The following is a 15,023-nucleotide window of genomic DNA, read 5'->3' as shown; positions in this document are numbered from 1 at the left end:
TATATCCGTCCGTATATTTTGCGCAGCCGGGCGCCATAACGAATCACAAGATCGCCCGCGCATCCCCCATGTCAAAGGTGACGCCGCATGATGTCCAGGGAAAGCATCGACTCCCATATGATCCGCGTTCTGCATACGCTCCTCACGGAGTCGAGCGTCTCGGGCGCCGCCAAGCTGCTCGGGCAATCGCAGCCGACTGTGAGCATTGCGCTGCGCAGGCTGCGTGAAATGACGGGTGATCCGCTTCTAGTGCGCAGCGGCAGCCGCATGGTGCCGACGAGTCATGCGCTCACGCTGATCGAGCCTGCCGCGCAGGCGCTCAGTCATATCGACGCGATCCTTCATCCCAACACCGAATTCGATCCGGCGTCGAGCAACTGCACGTTTCGAATCGGCTCGCCGGATTATCTCGATGTGTTCTTCGTGCCCGCCGTGATCGACGCGTTCCATCAAGCCGCGCCATCCGCGAAGCTCGAATTCAAACATCTCATGATGGTCGATGGCGGCTACGAAAACGGCCTCGAAACGGGCTTGCTCGATCTCGTGATCGGCAGCTGGCGCACGCCGCCCGCGCATCTGCATCTGCAACCGCTGTGTCAGGACGAACTGGTTTGCCTGATGCGCGCGAATCATCCGGTCAAGCCGGGCGAACTCACGAAGGACGCCTTCGAGAAAGCCGAGCATCTCGCTGTCACGACCTACAACACGACCGCGTGGGGCACCATCGATACGGAACTCGCGCGCAACGGTCTTACGCGCACGGTCACGACCACGCTGCCTTACTTCGGCATGGCGCCCTATGTGCTCGTGCGCTCGGACCTCATCTTCACGACGACACGCGCGCTCGCTTCCCACTACGCGCGCCTCTTGCCTTTGAAGATGGAGCCGATTCCCGGCGCAACGCCCGCACTCACGTATTACCAGTTATGGCATGAGAGAACGCATCGCAGCGCGACCACGCGATGGCTTCGCCGCCTCGTCACGAACGTTGCGCGCAAGCTCGCGGTCACACCCGGCGCATAAGCACCATGAAAAACGACGCCGCAAGCTTTTGGCTGCGGCGTCGAAACGTCTACCGTGCGGCATCGAAGCGACAGGTTCTTCAAGCCACCGGCAAGCGCGACGCTGGTCGGTCAGAGGCAAGCTGCGTCGTTATCGTTGTAGAGCGGACTCGAAACTGCCCGATGTCATCGCCTTGAGAAGCGCGGCCTTGGCTTGCGTGGCCGAACCCAGCAAGGCGAATCCGAGTGGCCGGCCATCGGCGGCATGTTCGCAAAGCGCGTGCAGACCGTCGAGCGATTCGTCGGATACGTTGCTTGCATAGCGCCATGTTCCGGTTTCGTCGGGCAGCACGACTACCGTTGGAGATGCGGGCGCTTTAACCGTCACCGGCATGATCGGAAACGCGACGCGCGTTGCCTCGCCCGCGAGCGTGCGGGCAAGCGCGCGTGCTGCGTGCATGATCGGCAACACATACGGCTGCACTTTTCCTTCGATAGCCGCGCAATCGCCGAGTGCGTAAATATCGGCCGCACTCGTGCGGCAATAGGCGTCCGTACGTATGCCGCCTTCTATCGCGATGCCCGCTTGTTCCGCGAGCTGCGTGCGCGGCGCGAGACCTATCGCCGATAACACGACGTCGGCATCGATTGCCTCGCCATCGGAAAGCGTGAGCGCGTAGCCGCGTTCCGCGCGATTCACCGTTGCCACCGAACGCCCGAGACGCAGCCGCACGCCATGTCGTTCGAGAGCTTGTGCAAACGCATGACCCGCGCGTTCGGGCAGCAGCCGTGACAGCGGCGTGGCCGCGGGATCGATCAGCGTGACCTTGTAATTCGCGAGCGCGAGATCGTTGGCGAACTCGCAGCCGATCAGGCCCGCGCCGAGCAGCGCGACCGACTGCGCGCCTTCGAGCCGCTTTCTGAAGCGCACGTAGTCGTCGAGCGAGTTCACCGACAGCACGTCGCCTGCGCTATCGCCCGCGAGCGGAATGCGCCGCGCATCCGCGCCCAATGCGAGCACGAGCTTGCCGTAACGAAAAGATTGTCCATCGACGATGAGTTCGTGCGTATCCGCGAGAACGCGCTCCACCTTGCTGTGCGACAAAATGCTCGCGTTCAGCTGCGTGCCCATGGCGCGCGCATCGAAAGTGACGAGCGCGTGCGGCGCCTTGTTCATGGCAAGCGCGTTGGAAAGCGTCGGCTTCGAATAGAAGCTGCCGTCGTCCTCGCTGATGAGCGTGATGGGCACTTGCGCGTCGAGCTTGCGCAACTCCCGCGCCACCGTATAACCGGCGAGCCCCGTTCCCACGATAACGACCGGTAGACCCATATCGTGACTCATGCCGACACCTCCTGCATCTCGAAGTCCTGCTTGCCCGTGCCGCAATCGGGACAGAGCCAGTCGTCCGGCACGTCTTCCCAGCGCGTGCCCGCGGCAAGACCCGCTTCCGGCAAGCCCAGCGTTTCGTCATAGCGAAAGCCGCAGATAACGCATTCCCAGATTCTCATGATGCTCTCCGTTTCCGCCATGGCGATCAGCGGACGTAAGCCTGACCGAGACCGATCTCGGCTAGCGCGCGGCGATATGCCCCCGAGGAACGATCCGCGAGAATCGGCGCTTCGGCGGCGCGGTCTATCGGCAGATCTTCGGGACATTGCAATTCGACGATCGCGCGATCTTCCTCGAACACCTGGCGATTGAACTCGTAGACGTCATCGAGCGGCAGATCCTTGTCGAAGTTGCGCGCAATCGGCACGAACAGACGCGTCAGACGCGCGGATACCGGGCTCGCGGCGTTGAGAATCGAGAGCCGGCCGCCTTCGGGAAAGAGCACAGTGAGACGTGCAAAGAACGGCACATCCACTTCGAAGATACGGCGCCACAAGAAGCCTTCGGGCGCGCGATGCTGCATCGACTTCGGAAAGTTGCTGACGGTGCTGACATACTCCGCGCGCATGCCGTTGCCGCGCCGCTCGACCGTGTAGCTCGGCACCACGGGATTGCGCCGGTCCGCGAAGCTGCGATGATGAATCCACGCGAAATGCGCGACATCGATGAAGCCTTCCGTCTGACGTCCCGCGGATGCCTTGATATCGATCGAAGGCGGCAAGATCTGCTGGAATCCTTCGCTGTTCCATGCAGGGAAATCGGGCAGCGCTTGCTCTCCACCGCCGAGCGACACCCAGATCAGGCCATAGGCTTCCTGCACCGCGTAAGTGGTCAGGCGCAGACGGTCGGGAATGGTGCCGCCTTCCTGCGACGGAATATGCTTGCACTTGCCGTCCGCACCGTATTCGAGGCCGTGATAAGGACACACGAGATGGCCGTTCTCGACCCAGCCTTGACTCAGCGGCGCGCCGCGATGCGGACACACATCGCGCGCGGCGACGAGTGCATCGTTCGCACGAAACACGACGAGCGGCTCATCGAGCAGCGTGACGCTCAACGGTTTGTCCGCGACCTGCGAGGCAAACGCGACCGGATGCCAGTATTGGCTGAGGATTTGCCAGTCGTGCGGATCGAAAGTGCAATTGCGTGGAAGATTGGGCGCGCGCTGAAACGTCAGCGGCGCGACGGTGGGGGTCGCCATTTTCGTGTCTCCAAGGAACTGGATCGTGTTGAAGCGGCCGGGATGGATTCGACCGCAGGAACACTACGATAGCGACGTGCTACATGTCGCCCAATGGTTCGGGCGACATTGACTCTATGTTCGTTGGTCAATGAAACGATGCTTCGGCGGAGGTCACTTGCCAGGAATGAGCACTACTCTGAAGCGCGCCTTGCCGCTCATCATGCGGTCGTAGGCTTCGGCCGCGCGCGAGAGCGGGTACTCTTCGGTCATCGGCTTCAAGCCCGACAAGGCGCTGAACGCGAGCGTTTCCTGCGAGTCCGCCGCCGTGCCGGACGGCCAGCCTTGCACCGAGTTGCGACCCATGATGAACTGCGCGACGGGCACTTCCACGGGCTCTTGCGAGATGCCGACCATGATCAGCTTGCCGTTGATGCCGAGCCCGCCGATAGCCGCGCTCATCGCCTTGCCGCTCGTGGCGGTGGCGAGAATTACGCGTGCGCCGCCGAGTGCTTGCAGCGCTTCGCCGACGTTTTGCGATTCGCTGTCGATATAGTGATGCGCGCCGAGTTGCTTCGCGAGCGGTTCCTTGTCCTTGCCGCGCGCGATGGCGACCGTGACGAAGCCCATCTTGCGCGCGAACTGCACGCCGAGATGCCCGAGTCCGCCGATGCCGAGGATCGCCGCGACATCGCCCGCGCGGGTGCCGCTATTGCGCAGCGCGTTGAACGTCGTGATGCCGGCGCAGAGAAGCGGCGCGGCGTCGATATCGGAGAGATCGTCGGGCATGCGCGCGAGTGCTTCCTGCGGCGCCACCATGTATTCCGCGTAACCGCCGTCGTAGCTGATACCGGGAACGAGCGCGTTCTTGCAAAGCACGAAGTCGCCGTGACGGCAATTTTCGCAATGCCCGCAATGCCCGCCATGCCAACCGACGCCGACCCGCTGCCCGGCCTGCCATCCCTCGACGTTCGCACCGAGTTTCTCGATGACGCCTGCAATTTCGTGACCGGGTACGCGCGGAAACTCGAGACCCGGCCATTGGCCTTCTTTCGTGAGGGAATCGCTGTGGCAGATGCCACAGGCTTGCACTTTGATGAGCACGTGTCCTTCGGGCGGATCGGGTATGTCGCGCTCCACGAGTTCGAGCGGACCGCCGGCTTTCGCTACTTGCACTGCGTGCATCGTTGGCATCGTTTGCTCCTTGGTGTGGGAGGAACTTCGCGGCGTTGGGCGAGCCGCGTGCATGCTGTTCGGCACTGCAATGGGGATGCTATACGTAGTTGGGGGAAAGTTCAGGAAAGAGGTTGCTAAAGCGCGCTTCATGAATTCACATCACCCGCGCCCATCCCCGTCGTTTAAAATGCACCGTCTCGAACGCTTCGATCTGCGCCAGCGACTGAAGCGTCAAATCGACCGTATCCATTTCTTCCATCACCATGCGTTTATGACGCGCGCCGATGGAATACGCATATGGCTTACCCGATACCGACACCACCGTCTGCCCTTCCAGATCGATGGAAATAACAGCACCCGGCGTCTCGGTCACTTCACGCGCAAGCATATCGACGACATCGCGTTCCAGTTGCACGAGCAGCAAGCGGTTATTCATCGCGTTCGAATAGAAAATCTCCGCGAAACTCGGCGCAATCACCGCAGCAAAACCATATTGCTGCAAACCCCACACCGCATGCTCCCGGCTGGAACCACATCCGAAATTCGCGCCGCCAATCAGAATGCGCGCCTTTGCAAACTCCGCCCGATTGAGCACGCAATCCCCACGCGGCGCGCCGTTTTCATCGAAACGCAAGTCGTACAGCAAACCATCCGCTAGACCCGCCTTGTCGATAATGCGCAGAAACTGCTTCGGCATGATCTGGTCGGTATCCAGGTTGTCGATGGACAACGGCGCCGCGCTGCCTGCAATCTTCGTCAGTCGCGTCATGATGCCTCTCCCATGAGCGTTCGAACGTCGGTGATACAGCCGGTCATCGCGGCCGCGGCCGCCATTGCCGGGCTCATCAGATGCGTGCGTCCGCCACGTCCCTGTCGACCTTCGAAGTTGCGGTTGGTGGTCGATGCGCAACGCTCGCCCGCGTCCAGCACATCGTCGTTCATGGCAAGGCACATCGAGCAGCCAGGCTCGCGCCATTCGAAACCCGCATCGATCAGCGTCTTCGCCAGACCTTCACGCTCCGCCGCGCGTCGCACGCTGCCCGAACCCGGCACGATCATCGCGCGCACGCCGGGCGCCACGCGCTTGCCGCGCACGATGTTCGCCACCACGCGCAGGTCTTCGATACGCCCATTCGTGCACGAGCCGATAAACACACGGTCGATCGGCGTTCCCGCCAACGCACGGTTCGCCGTGAGCCCCATGTAATCGAGCGCACGTCGCAACGATGCCGCCGCTTCGGGAGTGGCCTGCGCGGCTTCGTCGGGAATGGGCTCGTCTATCGCGACGGCCTGATCCGGACTCGTGCCCCATGTGACAAAAGGTGCGATGGCATGCGCGTCGAAGCGATATTCGGCATCGAAGGTCGCATCTGCGTCGGAGTAGAGTTCGCGCCAGTCCGCGAGTGCGGCTTGCCAGGCGGCCTCATCGAGTGATTTTGCATGGGTGCGCACATAGTCGAACGTGGTCCGATCCGGCGGGATGAGCGCGGCGCGCGCGCCCGCCTCGACGGTCATGTTGCACAAGGTCATGCGCGCCTCGGCCGACAGCGACGCAATGGTCGAACCACCGAACTCGACAGCATAGCCACGCGCGCCTTGTGCGCCGATCTGGCTGATGATCCAGATCACCACGTCCTTGGACGACGTGCCGTAAGGCAGCGCGCCATCGATATCGATGCGCATGGTTTTCGCCAGCCGATAGACGAGCGTCTGCGTGGCGAGCACATGCTCCACTTCCGATGTGCCAATTCCAAAGCCCAACGCGCCAAGCGCGCCGTATGTCGTGGTGTGACTGTCACCGCACAACACGACCATGCCCGGACGAATGAGCCCGAGTTCCGGCGCCACGATGTGTTCGATACCCTGCAAGGGATCATTGGCCGCGAGAAGCCGGATGCCCGCGCGCTCGCAATTGCGCGCGAGATTTTGCGCCTGCAAATACGACGCTTCATCGCGAATCACGCGCGGCGACTCGGCGTGCGTCGGAATGATGTGGCTCACGACCGCAAGCTGCTGATGCGGGCGTCGCACCGCGCGGCCACGCGCATCGAGCGCGCTGAACGCTTGCGGACTGGTGTACTCGTTCATCAAATGCAGATCGACATAGAGCAGCACATTCTGTTCGTCGATACGCGAGACGAGGTGAGAATCGACGAGCTTCTGGTACAGGGTTCGGTTCGACATGGCGTTAGTTGGTCAGAAAGGGCAGGACGTGCTCGAGCAAGATCGCCGGCGCTTCCTCGGGAATGTAGTGGCCGCAAGGCAGCGCCTCGCCCTCGACTTGCGGCGCATAAGCACGCCATTCGCGCAGCGGATCGAAGCATTGTTCGATGACGCCCTCCTCACCCCATAGCGCCATGAATGGGCATTCAATTCGCTCGTTCGAAGCCAGCGTCGCGCGGTCATGTTCGAGGTCGATGCTCACGCTCGCGCGATAGTCCTCGCAAATGCCATGCGCCGTGGCGGGATCGGACAAGCAGCGCAGATACTCGGCGTAAGCCTCTGCCGTGAACGGCGCGAGACCCGCGCTGCGCGCGCCGATGGTCTGCCTGAGATACAGGTCCGGGTCCGCGCGAATGAGCGTTTCCGGAAATGGCGCGGGCCGCACGAGCATGAACCAGTGCCAGTAGGCACGCGCGAAATCGAACGAGGTCTGCTCGTACATGGCGAGCGTCGGCGCCACGTCGAGCGTGACCAGACGCGTCACGACAGCCGGATGATCCAGCGCCATGCGAGCCGCGACACGCCCGCCACGGTCATGTCCGATGACCGCGAACGACGCATGGCCCAATGCGCGCATCAGCCCGACCTGATCGAGCGCCATGCGGCGCTTCGAATAATTCGAGTGATCGGGCGCGCCTGCGGGTTTGTCGCTGTCGCCATAGCCGCGCAAGTCGGCGGCGATCACCGTGAAATGCTCGGCGAGTGCCGGCGCCACTTCGTGCCAAATCGCGTGCGTCTGCGGATGCCCGTGCAGTAGCAGCAACGCGGGGCCTTGGCCGCCCTTGATCGCGTGAATCCTGATGCCATCGACGGAAATCGATAGCTCATCGAAGCCTTCGAACATGGTTGTCTCCCAACGTTGATTCGAGTCTAATTGATGCCTTAAGAGATTGGGTTTCCGCGAAAGCATTTCGGTCGTAACCGGCAGGAACGAATCAGGCAGATTTGGAGCGACGCGAGATGGATGGCTTTTCTGACCTCAACCTGTTTGCGCTTGTGGCGCGGCATCGCAATCTGGCTGCGGCGGCGCGCGAGTTGGGTGTGACGCCGCCAGCCGTGAGCAAGCGGCTCGCGCAACTGGAGCGGCGTCTGGGCGTGCGCCTGATGAATCGCACGACGCGGCGTCTGAGCCTCACGCCCGAGGGCGAGTTGTACCTGTCGAACGGCTCGCGCATTCTCGATGAGCTCTCGGAACTCGAACAGCTCGTCACGCAAAGTCGCGGCGAACCGACTGGTCTTCTGCGTGTGAACGCGTCGTTTGGATTCGGGCGGGCGCGTATAGCGCCTGCGGTGTCGGAGTTCATTGCGCGCTATCCGGCGATGAAGATCGTCCTGCATCTGACGGACCGTCCGGTGAGTCTTCAGGAAGAAGGTTTCGATGTCGGCATCCGCTTCGGCGAAGTGCCGGACGCGCGCATCAACGCGCGTCTGCTGCTGGCGAATCGGCGCATCTTGTGTGCATCGCCGGCTTACGTCGCGCGGCATGGCCGACCATCGGCGCCGCATGATCTCGCGCGTCACGCGTGCATCGTGTTGCGCGAAAACGAGTCGGCTTACGGCACGTGGCATTTCTCGCGCGGCAAGCGCACGGAGACGGTCAAGGTCGATGGCTCGTTATCGAGCAACGACGGCAGCGCGGTGTTGCAGTGGGCGCTGGACGGTCGCGGCATCGCGACGCGCTCGCAATGGGAGATAGACGAACATCTCGCGCGCGGTGAGCTCGTTTCCTTGCTCGATGAATGGGCTTTGCCGGACGCGAACATTCACGCCATTTACCTCGAACGCAATCAGCTTTCGGTCAAGCTCAGGACGTTCGTGGAATTTTTGGGGGAGTATTTGCGTGGGGCGTGATAGTCGTTTGAGCTTACCGTAGCGGCACATCTTCCGGCCAAATGATTTAGAGCGGCTTGGAATTTGGGTCCCGAATTCGTATCGGCCCGCTGGCCAGGGCCGGTTGCCCCGTTATTCGATCGATGCGAAGCTTGGCTTTGTTGACCGCATCTGGACTTGCTCATCGGTGAAGCGGGTTTGATTGAGCGCAATTGGCACACCGCCGTTGTCGATTTCCGCTCAACAAATTCGTCGTCAGTGAACCTCATCAAAAGGATTTGCCATGAAATACCTCGGCCTCGCCTACTTCACCCCCGAAAAGTTCGCCGCGATGACACCGGACGAAATCAAGGCGCTAGTGAGTCAATGCCCGGCATTGGACGAGAAGATGCGTGCCACCGGCAAGGTCGTGGTTTCCGCCTCGCTCGGCGATCTGGAAAACTGGAAAACGCTCCGCCCACTTGGTGGAACGACGCGCGTTACCGACGGGCCTTACACCGAAGCGAAGGAAGTGGTGGGCGGCATGTTCATCATCGAGGCAGCTAGCCCTGACGAGGCGGTGCGCATCGCGTCCATGCATCCGGCCGCGACATTGGGCGAAGAAGGCGGATGGGCCGTGGAGCTTATTCCCCTGGATTTTTATCTGGCGCCATGAGTTGAACTGCTGCGCGGCGCTATTGCTCCGCAATGCCGTGACCCTTATCGCAGACAAAGACTGGAAAAAACGTTTTCCATATAAGTCAAACTTTCGTTCATCTTCAGTTTTTCTCGAGGCTGCCGTAAGCGTTGCAATGACTGCTCTTTCGTCACCGCACTCTTGGTCTTAGCGCGCGGAGCCTGCCGTTGCTCCCCGACCGATAGCGGACGACCGACAAAGCGCGAACATGGACGTCATGCTCGTGACTCGCGCCGCGGCGCCTATCCTGAAGACTCCGACTGAATCGCTCAATTCTTTGCTTTGAGAGGACGTATATGACTGCTTCCGTTCTGATCGTTGGCGCCGGTCCAGTCGGCATGACGCTCGCCTCCGAACTCGCCCGCTACGGTGTCCACGCGCGCATCGTAGACAAGGCGCCGCACCGTACCGATAAATCCAAAGCCATGGTGCTTTGGAGCAGGACGCTCGAACTGCTCGACCGGGGCGACGGCGGCGCCGCGCCGTTCGTGAACGCAGGATTCAAGATCGACGGCGTCGTCTTCATGGCGCGGGACGAGGTGGTCGGTCGGGTTGCAATGGACATGATCCCCAGCACGCACAACTATGCGCTGGCACTGCCGCAATCCGAGACCGAGCGTTTGCTGGAGGAGCGTCTGGCGAGCCAAGGCGTATTTATCGAGCGCGGCGTCGAAGTAACGATGATCACGCCCGATGCCTGCGGCGCGGATGCGGTGTTGCGCCATCCGGACGGCCGCGAAGAGGCCGTGCGTGCCGACTGGCTGCTTGGTTGCGATGGCGCGCACAGCATCGTAAGACACGCCTTGAACGTGCCTTTCGAGGGCGAAACGCTGCTGAGCGATTGGTTCCTTGCTGACGTTCACATGACGGGGTATCCGCGCCCTGACACGGACGCTTCTGTCCACTGGCATAAGGATGGCGTCTTGCTGATTTTTCCCATCCAGGCTGGCCGTTACCGCGTCATCGGCGACTTGCCGGCGACGGCGGATAAGGTTCCACCGACGCCAACGCTCGCACAAGTGCAGCAGCTCGTAGACCGGCGCGGCCCGGCCGGTACCAAACTCCACGATCCCGTATGGTTGTCCGGCTTTCGCATCAACGGTCGCAAGGTCACGGGCTATCGACACGGTCACACGTTCCTTGCGGGCGACGCGGCGCATATTCACAGTCCCGCTGGCGGCCAAGGCATGAACACTGGCATGCAGGATGCGATCAACCTTGCCTGGAAACTTGCACTCGTGCTGCGCAACGAAGCGGACGAGTCGCTCCTCGACACCTACAGCCCGGAGCGCAGCGCGGTTGGCGACGAGGTACTGAAAGCCGCGGAACGACTGACATCGGTCGCCACGCTTCGCAACCCGATTGCACAGCGTTTGCGTAACCTTGCCGGGCACTTTGCCTTGGGCTTCTCGCATTTCACCCGTGGCGTTGCTCAAACCATGTCGGAAGTGACGGTCCACTATCCGCATAGCCCGCTCAACGGCCCATCCGTGCATGGGATGAAGCCTGGCGAACGCGTTGCGCCGACGTCCGACCACGCACCAGCAGGATCAGGCGTGCGGCCGGTGTTCGCGCTGTTCGCGGCGCCGACTGCGGCAGTGAAGCAGTTGATCAACGCCTATCCGGGCCTGCTCGACAACAACGTCCGACCACCATTGCAAGCCGACACGATCTCGCTCGTGCGGCCCGATGGATATCTCGCCTGCTCGGCTAGTGAAGCAGATACGATAGCCGCGTATCTCGATCGTTTGACGGCACGGCATGGCGTTCCTGCCTGATCCATTCGTCGCTTGATCGGGGGAGAAGCATTCTCCAGCATTGAACGGCTTGCCGCGAGTGGTGGCGGCAAGCTGGCTGCATGTTGCTTGACAGCCGTTCGCTGAACACTGCACGAAAACGCCGGCTTCTCGCAAAGGCTGCGAATCAGTCATTCACCGCCTCATACCGTGTTACTGCTCACCAAGCACGCCGAATCAACGCTCGCCCGGCAGCATCGCTAAATGCGTTGACTAATCGTGGAACGGAACCCAGAGCATTTTTACATCGACGTTGAGCATGCCCGACTGTACTGTCGGATCATCGGTTGCTATTTTTCGGGCATCCGCAAGATCAGCAGCCTTGAAAATCGTCATGCCGCCGTCCGCCAGAACACCGGAGAGACCGCCGGCTTTCTCCATGAACGGACCGCTCATCACGGTCAGCCCTTTGTCCTGCATCTCGGCCATATAAGCCACGTGTTTCATGAAGTCCGGTTGCTCGTTGTACTTCACGCTTTGAATCCACTTCGGACCCGGCGTTTGAAACGCCACGAAATAATGAGGACCATTTTCATCGACCATTTTCTACTCCTGGGAAGGCTATTCGAAAGAGCACTTGTCACTAAGACGTGATGCGTTGCCGGAGCAAGTCATCGGAAAGTGCCTGAAGGGGAGGAGTTCGGCGAATGACGCCTCGACTCCGACATCTGCCTGTCGCCGTATATTCTTTCGCGGCGGCTTGAAATCAAAGATAGTCTCGCGCGGACGCTTTCGGTAGAGGGCGTGTTGGCATAGGACGTATTCAGTCTCCGAATAGCGTCGCTTGCGCTATCCACACGAGAGTTATCGAACCTTCAACCGGGGATCGGCGGCGAACAGGTCCGCTAAAAATTCGATGAAAACGCGGGTCCTGCCAGGCAACTGCCTGCTTCCGGGCCACACTGCGTTGATCGGAAAAGGCGCGGGCCGAAATGCCTTGAGAAGCGGTACGAGCCCGCCCTCCTCGACGTCCCGCGAATAAAGCCAGCCCGCGTTATGCCCAATGCCCAAGCCCGCAATTACCGCCGCTCGGACATATTCGGCGTCGTTGCTTCTTACTGGACCTTGCGGCACGTGTTCCTTCGTGCCGTCGGGGCCGGCAAACGGCCAGACTCGCGGAGAGTCGCGAGACATCAGAGCAATGCATTCGTGATTGACGAGATCATCTACCGTCTTTGGCACGCCCATGCGATCGGTATAAACCGGCGAAGCGACAGTAAGGTACTCGGTGCTGCCAATTCGACGCGCAATTTGAGTCGAGTCGCTCAGCGGACCAATTCGTATTGCGACGTCGATGCCTTCTTCAATCAGATTGATATAGCGCTGCGCAACCGTGAACTCGACGCGGACGTCCGGGAACTGAGCGCAAAAGCGCGGCAGGTGCGGAACAATGCACATACGCCCAAAGGCTGGAGACAGGGCAACCCGCACCATGCCGGACGGCGACGCTTCGCCACTGCCGACGCGAGCCTCGACATCGTCCACGCTCTCGACGATCGCAACCGCACCTTCGTAGAAGCTTTGGCCAGCCTCTGTCAGGCCCAGGCCTCGCGAGCTTCGGCGCAACAGTTGCGCGCCGAGCCGTGCTTCGAGACCCGCAATCGTCTTGCTTGCCGTTGGCTGACTGATCCCGGCCGCACGCGCCGCCTTCGAGAAGTTGCCCGTGTCGGCAACACGGATGAAGAGCCGCATGACATCGATTCGATCCACTGGAACTTTCCTCCTACGATATAAACGCGGCGGGACGAACGAGAAACGCAAGGCATCAGCACGGCTTATGGCATGCAGTTTATAGCTGGGTGATTCCTCCGTCCGCGATCAGATCGATGCCCGTGCTGTAGCTGCTTTCGTCCGAGGCGAGGAACAGCGCCGCCGCGGCGATCTCGTCAGCGCGGCCGATTCGGCCCAGTGGCGTGATCTGCTTGAACATTGCTCGTGCGCCGTCCGCCTCTTCCTTCGAACTGAACAGGCCGTCTACGATCGGCGTTTCGATCATTCCCGGACTCAGCGTGTTGACGCGAATGCCGCGGCCTTTGAATTCCGATGCCCAAGTCCGCGTGAACGAGCGGATCGCCGCCTTCGTTGCGGCATATACGCCGAAGTCCGGGAATCCCTTGATGTGCATCCCGGAAGAAACGATGACGATGGAGCCGTTATCGCGCAGCAGCGGCAGCGCCTTTTGCACCGTGAAGAACGTGCCCCGTGCGTTGATGCCGAAGGTCTTGTCGAAGTGTTCGGGTGTCACGGACTCTGTTGGCAATACCTCGACAAACCCCGCACTCGCGACGACGATGTCCAAGCCACCTTTCGCGCGTCGCACCGTCTCGTAGAGGCGGTCGAGATCTTCAAGACTCGAGATGTCGCCCTGAACAGCCGTTACGTTCGAGCCGATGACAGCCTTCGCCTTGTCGAGTTCAGTTTGACGACGCCCCGTAATGAAGACATACGCGCCTTCCGCGACGAACCGCTTTGCGGTTGCGAGTCCAATCCCGCTACTTCCGCCCGTGATGACCGCAATCTTGCCTTGAAGCTTACCCATGATGATTCTCCGAATGACGTGGATGGTGCTCGACGCAAAGCTAGCTTCGCGACAAGCCGAGGCAAGAGAATGGAGTTGGCGGGCATGGATGAACAGAGGGCGCGGCGGCATAGCATGTATGCCGCGCATGCATGAGGTTCAGGAAGACTCGAAGGACGGCAAGGGCCTATGTTTTGAGTTGGACGAATCTCGACGGTTTCCGCCCGCGCATCGGGGCCGATCGAACACGAGCGCGTGGAAAACAGCCGACCGCCGCTCACAAAAACCTCCAACGCGCGACCACCGTGCGAATCGGCAACGACCGTGCGCCTTACGGAAACCGCCGCCTTCGAAAGCCCTAAGCTTCGTTCAACCCAACCGCACGCCGGCGCGCCAGTGCGTCACTCGAAACCATTGGAAACCGTCATGCGGATCGTCCGACTCGCCTTGAAAAGGCCGCACACTTACATCGTGCTCGCCGTGCTGCTTGTCATTCTCGGCTCGGTCGCGATCGTCCGTACGCCGACGGATATTTTCCCCATCGTCAGCATCGGCTGGTCGGATAACGGCAGTTGATACGGCAAGCGCCTGCACCAACCCATTTGCAAGGAAACATGGCTCACGCAACCGAACCCGCGCCCGAGGAAGCAAGGCATCCTCTGCGCTTTCACGCACCCCACGCGCATCTGTCGAGCGTGTTCGGCAACGACTGGTTCGCATTGAAGGCCGAAGCCTTCGCGCGCTTCTTCGGCACGCCCACGTTTCTCATCGCGCAGACGCTGATCGTGGGTGGCTGGATCGTGGCGAACATGCTCGGCATATCGCGCTTCGATCCGTATCCGTTCATTCTCCTGAACCTCGCGTTCAGCTTGCAGGCCGCTTATGCCGCGCCGCTCATCTTGCTTGCACAAACGCGTCAGGCCGATCGCGACAAGGCGCTCGCTGAAGCCGACGCGCATCATCGCGAAGATATCGCGCTCGCGTGCCAGCAACGTGAAACCGAGCTTGCGCGCGAGACGTCGCAGATGGCCGAACTCCTTCGACGCAACACCGAACTCACCGAGCTTACGCGCCAGTTGGCCGAGCGCATCGAAACCTTGACGCGCGAGCTTCACGAGCATCTGACACCAACCCGGCACTTCTGAAGCAACCCGATTCCCGCGCGTTCGTCTGCCCGCTTTTCACACGCTCGTCAATTTTGACAAACCCCTACCGTCATTTTTGATTGTGCAT

Annotated in this window: 16 protein-coding genes; 6 read left to right on the top strand and 10 right to left on the bottom strand. The window is 61.1% G+C overall.

Annotation, left to right across the window (positions count from 1 at the left end; all coding sequences use genetic code 11):
- Nucleotides 1-87: 87 nt before the first annotated feature.
- Entirely contained in the window at nucleotides 88-1,023 is a 936-nt protein-coding gene (locus NCR98_RS30430) for a LysR family transcriptional regulator (RefSeq protein WP_250528187.1), read from the top strand.
- 129 nt (nucleotides 1,024-1,152) lie between these two features.
- On the opposite strand, the gene NCR98_RS30425 is transcribed toward NCR98_RS30430, so the two are convergent.
- The 7 genes from NCR98_RS30425 to NCR98_RS30395 all read right to left on the bottom strand — a co-directional run bounded on the left by NCR98_RS30425 (nucleotide 1,153) and on the right by NCR98_RS30395 (nucleotide 7,814).
- Complete coding sequence (locus NCR98_RS30425; protein ID WP_244831635.1) at nucleotides 1,153-2,343, bottom strand: NAD(P)/FAD-dependent oxidoreductase; 1,191 nt, start codon at nucleotides 2,341-2,343, stop codon at nucleotides 1,153-1,155.
- Entirely contained in the window at nucleotides 2,340-2,510 is a 171-nt protein-coding gene (locus NCR98_RS30420) for a rubredoxin (RefSeq protein ID WP_244831637.1), read from the bottom strand. Before NCR98_RS30420 ends, NCR98_RS30425 begins: the two co-directional genes overlap by 4 nt.
- Before the next feature lie 26 nt (nucleotides 2,511-2,536).
- Entirely contained in the window at nucleotides 2,537-3,592 is a 1,056-nt protein-coding gene (locus NCR98_RS30415; RefSeq protein WP_250528186.1) for a Rieske 2Fe-2S domain-containing protein, read from the bottom strand.
- 153 nt (nucleotides 3,593-3,745) lie between these two features.
- A complete protein-coding gene (locus NCR98_RS30410) occupies nucleotides 3,746-4,765 on the bottom strand; it encodes an alcohol dehydrogenase (protein WP_250528185.1) in 1,020 nt (339 codons plus the stop codon).
- A gap of 136 nt (nucleotides 4,766-4,901) precedes the next feature.
- Nucleotides 4,902-5,516, bottom strand: coding sequence for a 3-isopropylmalate dehydratase small subunit (gene leuD, locus NCR98_RS30405; protein WP_250528184.1), 615 nt, complete (start codon nucleotides 5,514-5,516; stop codon nucleotides 4,902-4,904).
- Nucleotides 5,513-6,931 (bottom strand): 3-isopropylmalate dehydratase large subunit, encoded by a 1,419-nt coding sequence (leuC, locus tag NCR98_RS30400; protein ID WP_250528183.1) that lies wholly within the window; start codon nucleotides 6,929-6,931, stop codon nucleotides 5,513-5,515. Before leuC ends, leuD begins: the two co-directional genes overlap by 4 nt.
- A gap of 4 nt (nucleotides 6,932-6,935) precedes the next feature.
- Nucleotides 6,936-7,814: an alpha/beta fold hydrolase gene (locus NCR98_RS30395; RefSeq protein WP_250494857.1), complete on the bottom strand. Its 879-nt coding sequence runs from the start codon at nucleotides 7,812-7,814 to the stop codon at nucleotides 6,936-6,938.
- Between the two features lie 116 nt (nucleotides 7,815-7,930).
- Here NCR98_RS30395 and NCR98_RS30390 point away from each other — a divergent pair, with 116 nt between their 5' ends.
- The 3 genes from NCR98_RS30390 (at nucleotide 7,931) to NCR98_RS30380 (ending at nucleotide 11,254) form a co-directional block, all read left to right on the top strand.
- A complete protein-coding gene (locus NCR98_RS30390; RefSeq protein WP_244831649.1) occupies nucleotides 7,931-8,821 on the top strand; it encodes a LysR family transcriptional regulator in 891 nt (296 codons plus the stop codon).
- Between the two features lie 262 nt (nucleotides 8,822-9,083).
- Nucleotides 9,084-9,455 (top strand): YciI family protein, encoded by a 372-nt coding sequence (locus NCR98_RS30385; protein ID WP_250528182.1) that lies wholly within the window; start codon nucleotides 9,084-9,086, stop codon nucleotides 9,453-9,455.
- Nucleotides 9,456-9,772: 317 nt separating this feature from the next.
- Nucleotides 9,773-11,254, top strand: a complete 1,482-nt coding sequence (locus tag NCR98_RS30380) for an FAD-dependent monooxygenase (protein WP_250528181.1) — start codon at nucleotides 9,773-9,775, stop codon at nucleotides 11,252-11,254.
- A gap of 231 nt (nucleotides 11,255-11,485) precedes the next feature.
- Here the strand turns inward: NCR98_RS30380 and NCR98_RS30375 are convergent, their stop codons facing one another.
- The 3 genes from NCR98_RS30375 to NCR98_RS30365 form a co-directional block, all read right to left on the bottom strand.
- Nucleotides 11,486-11,815: a YciI family protein gene (locus NCR98_RS30375; RefSeq protein WP_244831655.1), complete on the bottom strand. Its 330-nt coding sequence runs from the start codon at nucleotides 11,813-11,815 to the stop codon at nucleotides 11,486-11,488.
- 261 nt (nucleotides 11,816-12,076) lie between these two features.
- Nucleotides 12,077-12,964 carry a LysR family transcriptional regulator gene (locus tag NCR98_RS30370; RefSeq protein WP_250528180.1) on the bottom strand — a complete coding sequence of 296 codons (888 nt, stop codon included), beginning with the start codon at nucleotides 12,962-12,964 and terminating at the stop codon, nucleotides 12,077-12,079.
- Between the two features lie 97 nt (nucleotides 12,965-13,061).
- Entirely contained in the window at nucleotides 13,062-13,811 is a 750-nt protein-coding gene (locus tag NCR98_RS30365; RefSeq protein WP_250528179.1) for an SDR family NAD(P)-dependent oxidoreductase, read from the bottom strand.
- A gap of 234 nt (nucleotides 13,812-14,045) precedes the next feature.
- On the opposite strand from NCR98_RS30365, the gene NCR98_RS30360 reads away from it, so the two are divergent.
- On the top strand, nucleotides 14,046-14,366 hold the full coding sequence (locus NCR98_RS30360; protein WP_250528178.1) for a hypothetical protein: 321 nt from the start codon (nucleotides 14,046-14,048) through the stop codon (nucleotides 14,364-14,366).
- 38 nt (nucleotides 14,367-14,404) lie between these two features.
- Nucleotides 14,405-14,935, top strand: a complete 531-nt coding sequence (locus tag NCR98_RS30355; protein WP_244831662.1) for a DUF1003 domain-containing protein — start codon at nucleotides 14,405-14,407, stop codon at nucleotides 14,933-14,935.
- Nucleotides 14,936-15,023 lie beyond the last annotated feature (88 nt).

Source organism: Caballeronia sp. GAWG2-1, from assembly GCF_023631405.1.
Lineage (GTDB): Bacteria > Pseudomonadota > Gammaproteobacteria > Burkholderiales > Burkholderiaceae > Caballeronia.
Note: the sequence above shows the minus strand (reverse complement) of the source record. Positions and strands in the feature narration are given on the sequence as shown.

What these genes read in the sequence shown, in the direction of transcription:
- NCR98_RS30430 (WP_250528187.1), top strand. Translation starts at nt 88, where the DNA reads ATGATGTCCAGGGAAAGCATCGACTCCCATATGATCCGCGTTCTGCAT.
- NCR98_RS30425 (WP_244831635.1), bottom strand. Translation starts at nt 2,343, where the DNA reads ATGAGTCACGATATGGGTCTACCGGTCGTTATCGTGGGAACGGGGCTC.
- NCR98_RS30420 (WP_244831637.1), bottom strand. Translation starts at nt 2,510, where the DNA reads ATGAGAATCTGGGAATGCGTTATCTGCGGCTTTCGCTATGACGAAACG.
- NCR98_RS30415 (WP_250528186.1), bottom strand. Translation starts at nt 3,592, where the DNA reads ATGGCGACCCCCACCGTCGCGCCGCTGACGTTTCAGCGCGCGCCCAAT.
- NCR98_RS30410 (WP_250528185.1), bottom strand. Translation starts at nt 4,765, where the DNA reads ATGCCAACGATGCACGCAGTGCAAGTAGCGAAAGCCGGCGGTCCGCTC.
- leuD (WP_250528184.1), bottom strand. Translation starts at nt 5,516, where the DNA reads ATGACGCGACTGACGAAGATTGCAGGCAGCGCGGCGCCGTTGTCCATC.
- leuC (WP_250528183.1), bottom strand. Translation starts at nt 6,931, where the DNA reads ATGTCGAACCGAACCCTGTACCAGAAGCTCGTCGATTCTCACCTCGTC.
- NCR98_RS30395 (WP_250494857.1), bottom strand. Translation starts at nt 7,814, where the DNA reads ATGTTCGAAGGCTTCGATGAGCTATCGATTTCCGTCGATGGCATCAGG.
- NCR98_RS30390 (WP_244831649.1), top strand. Translation starts at nt 7,931, where the DNA reads ATGGATGGCTTTTCTGACCTCAACCTGTTTGCGCTTGTGGCGCGGCAT.
- NCR98_RS30385 (WP_250528182.1), top strand. Translation starts at nt 9,084, where the DNA reads ATGAAATACCTCGGCCTCGCCTACTTCACCCCCGAAAAGTTCGCCGCG.
- NCR98_RS30380 (WP_250528181.1), top strand. Translation starts at nt 9,773, where the DNA reads ATGACTGCTTCCGTTCTGATCGTTGGCGCCGGTCCAGTCGGCATGACG.
- NCR98_RS30375 (WP_244831655.1), bottom strand. Translation starts at nt 11,815, where the DNA reads ATGGTCGATGAAAATGGTCCTCATTATTTCGTGGCGTTTCAAACGCCG.
- NCR98_RS30370 (WP_250528180.1), bottom strand. Translation starts at nt 12,964, where the DNA reads ATGCGGCTCTTCATCCGTGTTGCCGACACGGGCAACTTCTCGAAGGCG.
- NCR98_RS30365 (WP_250528179.1), bottom strand. Translation starts at nt 13,811, where the DNA reads ATGGGTAAGCTTCAAGGCAAGATTGCGGTCATCACGGGCGGAAGTAGC.
- NCR98_RS30355 (WP_244831662.1), top strand. Translation starts at nt 14,405, where the DNA reads ATGGCTCACGCAACCGAACCCGCGCCCGAGGAAGCAAGGCATCCTCTG.